Source organism: Mesorhizobium sp. M7A.F.Ca.US.005.03.2.1 (assembly GCF_003997795.1).
Classification (GTDB): Bacteria; Pseudomonadota; Alphaproteobacteria; order Rhizobiales; family Rhizobiaceae; genus Mesorhizobium; species Mesorhizobium ciceri.
On sequence record NZ_RZRP01000515.1, the window covers coordinates 1 to 4,619 of the forward strand.

5 protein-coding genes are annotated in these 4,619 nt (G+C 64.1%); all 5 read left to right on the forward strand.

Annotated elements, in window-relative coordinates:
- Positions 1 to 1,370, forward strand: a 1,370-nt coding sequence (locus EN991_RS24410; protein ID WP_127369722.1) for a VacB/RNase II family 3'-5' exoribonuclease, incomplete at its 5' end; no start/stop codon positions are given.
- A gap of 11 nt (positions 1,371 to 1,381) precedes the next feature.
- Positions 1,382 to 1,816, forward strand: coding sequence for a DUF983 domain-containing protein (locus EN991_RS24415; protein ID WP_024503574.1), 435 nt, complete (start codon positions 1,382 to 1,384; stop codon positions 1,814 to 1,816).
- Between the two features lie 86 nt (positions 1,817 to 1,902).
- Complete coding sequence (locus tag EN991_RS24420; protein ID WP_027161472.1) at positions 1,903 to 2,643, forward strand: NUDIX domain-containing protein; 741 nt, start codon at positions 1,903 to 1,905, stop codon at positions 2,641 to 2,643.
- A gap of 75 nt (positions 2,644 to 2,718) precedes the next feature.
- The gene (locus EN991_RS24425) at positions 2,719 to 3,897 is read left to right on the forward strand and encodes an MFS transporter (RefSeq protein WP_024503576.1); all 1,179 of its coding nucleotides are present in this window, start codon (positions 2,719 to 2,721) and stop codon (positions 3,895 to 3,897) included.
- A 111-nt stretch (positions 3,898 to 4,008) separates the two neighbouring features.
- A complete protein-coding gene (locus tag EN991_RS24430; RefSeq protein ID WP_127369723.1) occupies positions 4,009 to 4,467 on the forward strand; it encodes a hypothetical protein in 459 nt (152 codons plus the stop codon).
- Positions 4,468 to 4,619: the final 152 nt, after the last annotated feature.

The window sequence follows — 4,619 nt, forward strand, 5'->3', positions numbered from 1 at the left end:
CCACCGTGGCGATCGCCGACGTCGCCGCCTATGTGCGCTATGGCACTGCACTCGACCGCGAAGCGCTGAAGCGCGGCAACTCGGTCTATTTCCCGGATCGTGTCGTGCCGATGCTGCCCGAGCGCATCTCCAACGATCTCTGCTCGCTGCGCGAGGGCCAGGACCGGCCGGCATTGGCGGTGCGCATGATCTTTTCGGCCGAGGGCCGCAAGCTCAGGCACACCTTCCATCGCGTCATGATGAAGTCGGCGGCAAAGCTCGCCTACCAACAGGCTCAGGCGGCGATCGACGGCGCGCCGGACGACAAGACAGGCCCGATCCTCGAAACCGTGCTGAAGCCACTGTGGGACGCCTATGCGATCCTGAAGCGCGGCCGCGATGGCCGCCAGCCGCTCGAACTCGATCTGCCGGAGCGCAAGATCGTACTCAAGCCGGACGGCACCGTCGACCGCGTCATCGTGCCGGAGCGGCTCGATGCCCACAAGCTCATCGAAGAATTCATGATCCAGGCCAATGTCGCCGCGGCCGAGACGCTGGAGGCGAAGAAGCAGGAGCTGGTCTATCGCGTCCACGACGCGCCGTCGCTCGCCAAGCAGGAATCGCTGCGCGAGTTCCTGCAGACATTGGGCCTGTCACTGGCGCGCGGCGCGCAGATGCAGCCAAGCCAGTTCAACGGCATTTTGGAGCGCGTGCGCGGCGCCGACAATGAAGGCCTTGTCAACGAAGTGGTGCTGCGCTCGCAGAGCCAGGCCGAATACTCGCCAAAAAACATCGGCCATTTCGGTCTCAACCTCCGCCGCTACGCCCATTTCACCTCGCCGATCCGCCGCTATGCCGATTTGATCGTGCATCGCGGACTTATTGCCGCACTCGGACTGGGTCCGGGTGGGCTGACGCAGGACGAAGCGGCACGGCTCGAAGATGTCGCGGTGCTGATCTCCGGCACGGAACGCCGCGCAATGGCGGCCGAGCGGGACACGGTCGACCGTCTGATCGCCGCCTATCTCGCCGAACGCGTCGATGACCGCTTCGATGCCCGCATCTCCGGCGTCACCAAATCAGGACTATTTGTCCAATTGCCGCAGTATGGCGCGGATGGTTTCATCCCGGTGTCAACTCTGGGCGGCGATTACTATATATACGATGAAACGGCTCGCTCCCTGTTCGGAGAACGCTCTGACAAAGGCTACCAACTCGCGGACCGCGTCGAGGTCCGGCTTATCGAGGTGGCGCCGATGGCCGGCGCAATGCGCTTCGAGATGTTGACCGACCCAAAGCCTCTGCCGGGCTCCAAGCGGTCGTTTCACAAGGCCAAGGGCCGCGCCCGCGCGTCGCAATCGCGACCGGGTTCGCGCGGCAGGAGACGATGATGACAACAGCCATGGAAGAACAGGTTTTCGGCGGAGAACATCACTCGGGCCGGGCCGCACGCCCGCTGTGGACGGCGATGAAGCGCGGCCTGCTCGGCCGCTGCCCGCATTGCGGCGAAGGCAAGCTGTTTCGCGCTTTTACCAAGACCGTCGACACATGCGGCGTCTGCGGCGAGGAATTGCATCACCACCGGGCCGACGACCTGCCGGCCTACCTCGTCATCGTCATTGTCGGCCACATCGTGCTGGGCGCCTTCATGGGCGTTGAGGCGACGTCGACTTTGTCCATATGGCAGCACATCGCCATCTGGGTGCCGCTGACCATCCTTTTGTCGGTTGCGCTGCTGCAGCCGGTCAAGGGTGCCGTCATCGGGCTGCAATGGGCCTTCTATATGCACGGCTTCGGCGGCGAGCACGACGTGATCGAGCCGCATCCCGGAGCCTAGGCCGCAGCCAAGAACGCTGCCTGGCGCAACATACCGACCGTGAAAGGCCACTTTCGCTTGCCAGAAGTTTCCGCTAGGTCCTGCGCATGGACGGTATGACCAAGGCGGAAGTCGACAGGATCGAGCGGAGCATGATCGCTCATAGCGACCGGCCAATTCGCCCGCGCGACGCGGCAACCCTCATCCTGCTCGACCGCAAGGACGACGACGTACTGGTTCTGATGGGTCGCCGCCATGCCGGCCACGCCTTCATGCCGGGCAAGTTCGTCTTTCCCGGCGGCCGCACCGATCCGGCCGATAGCCGCATACCGGTCGTCGCCGCCCTGCACCCGGAGCAGGAAGCCAAGCTGATCGCCGGGCCGGGGCGCACAAGCGCCGCACGAGCCCGCGCCATCGCCCTGTCGGCCATCCGAGAGACCTATGAGGAAGCCGGGCTGCTGATCGGCCGCAAGGGTGCTTTCGCAACTCCCAGATCCGACTGGCAAGGCTTTGCCGAACACGGCGTGCAACCCTCTCTCGACATGCTGCGCTTCGTCGCGCGCGCCATCACGCCGCCCAACCGGGTGCGCCGCTTCGACACCCGCTTCTTCAGCGCGTGGCGTGACGACGTCGCGGTCGAACTGCCCGGTGGCGGTCCGACCAACGAACTGGAAGAGCTGGTCTGGCTGCCGCTTGCCAAGGCCAGGGAAGCCGACATACCCGACATCACCCGAATGATCCTGGACGAGTTGGAAAAGCGCCTCGCCCATGATCCACTGTTGCGTCCAGGCGGTCCCGTGCCCTTCTACCGGCTTGTCCGCAGCCGCTTCATCCGCGAACTTCTCTAGAGCAATTCCAGGAAAGTGTGACGCGGTTTTCCGTCCGAATTGCGTAAGATCAAACAGACAGAGTATTCAGCATCCATGACGGTCGATACCCAACCAAAGGGCGACGAGCGCGTACACTGGCTGCCGATGGTGGCGGCGATCTCGTCGATCAGCGTCGTCGGCATCGCCATCGGCCTCGGCATGCCGCTGCTCAGCGTCATCCTTGAAACACGCGGCCACTCGGCTTCGATGATCGGCCTCAACACCGCCGTCGCCGGCCTCGCCTCGATCGCCGGTGCGCCGCTGGCGACCCCGCTCGCCATGCGCTTCGGCGTTGCCTGGACCATGATCGCCATGATCGCCGCCGGCGCGCTGGCCTTTGTCGGCTTCCATTTCGCACCCGATTTCTGGATGTGGTTTCCACTGCGCATCGTGCTGCACATTGCGCTGACGGTGCTGTTCATCCTGTCTGAATTCTGGATCAGCACCTCGGCGCCGCCGCACCGGCGCGGCCTTGTCCTTGGCATCTACGCCACTGTCCTGTCGCTCGGCTTTGCCGCCGGACCGTGGCTGTTCGCTCATCTCGGCAGTTCCGGCTTCAGGCCGTTCGGCGTCATCATCGCGTTGGTGACGCTGGCGGCCATACCCGTGCTGGCAGCACGCAACGAGAGCCCGTCGATCGCCTCGGATGGCGAAACCAGCAATTTCCTGCGCTACATCTGGCTGGTGCCGTCGGCGACCGCTGCCGTGCTGGTGTTCGGCGCGGTGGAAACCGGCGGCTTTGCGCTGTTCCCGATCTACGGCAGCCGAATCGGCTATTCCGAGGCCGATGCGGCCCTTCTGCTGACCATGATCGGCCTCGGCAATGTGTTGTTGCAGATCCCGATCGGCATGATCAGCGACCGCGTCAGCGATCGCCGCTACCTGCTGATTGCCTGCGCGACGGTCGGTCTTATCGGCACCGTGTTCATGCCCTTCTTCGCCCAGAATTGGCATTTGATGGCCGCGCTTCTGTTCGTCTGGGGCGGCGTCGTCGCCGCCATGTACACGATCGGCCTTGCCCATCTCGGCTCGCAGCTTTCCGGCCATGAACTGGCGTCGGCCAATGCCGCCTTCGTGCTGTGCTACGGCGTCGGCATGGTGCTCGGCCCGCAGGCGATCGGCATCGGCATGGATGCGTTCGGCCCGTCCGGCTTCGGCTGGTCGCTCGGCCTGTTCTTCGCCGCCTATATCGCTTTGGTCGCCGTCAGGTTGGTTCGCAAGATCCTGCTGTAGCGCGACTGCGGCCAGCCATGCATTTGGCACGGCACGGTGACAGGCTGCTGACAGAACCGTGTCAGGAGCACAGGGCTAAAAAGGTGTCCCAAAACACTTGAGGACACTTCCATGATCGACAGCGGCTTTGAAACCACATCGCTACGAATGACACTGCTTCTGCTCGTGACCTTCCAGGCTCCGGCCACCGACGTCGACCGCATCATGGATGCGGTGGTGGCGATCGCGCCGCTGGCCATGGGCAAATATGACCGCAATGCCTATCAGTCGGCGCACGGCATCGAACGCTACAGGCCGCTTGACGGTGCGGCCGCCGGCGCCGAAACCGAATTGCGGCGGCGCCCCGGCACGGTCGAGGTTTCCTTCGAACTGCCGGACGACCAGGCGCTGGCCGCCCGCGTCGTCGAGGCGATTTTCCAGGCGCACTCCTACCAGGAACCGGTGATCCGCATTCAGCCGATTCTCGCCAGCCGTTCCAAGGGGCTGGACGACCGCGCCAATCCGAATCGCTGGTGGAACACGACCGGAGACTGGAAGAAGGTTGCGGCATCGGCGACGGAAACCGCATGATTTCCGCTCGCGAGCCGGCTCTGGTGGGTCGCGCAAGGCCTACCGGGCTTGACTTTCCGGGCGCGTTCTTTATGTGTCGCGCCAAGTTTCCCGCGTCCGGGTGTTTCCCCGTGCTCCAGCGGCCAAAACCCCACGAACAAACGGACTGATAT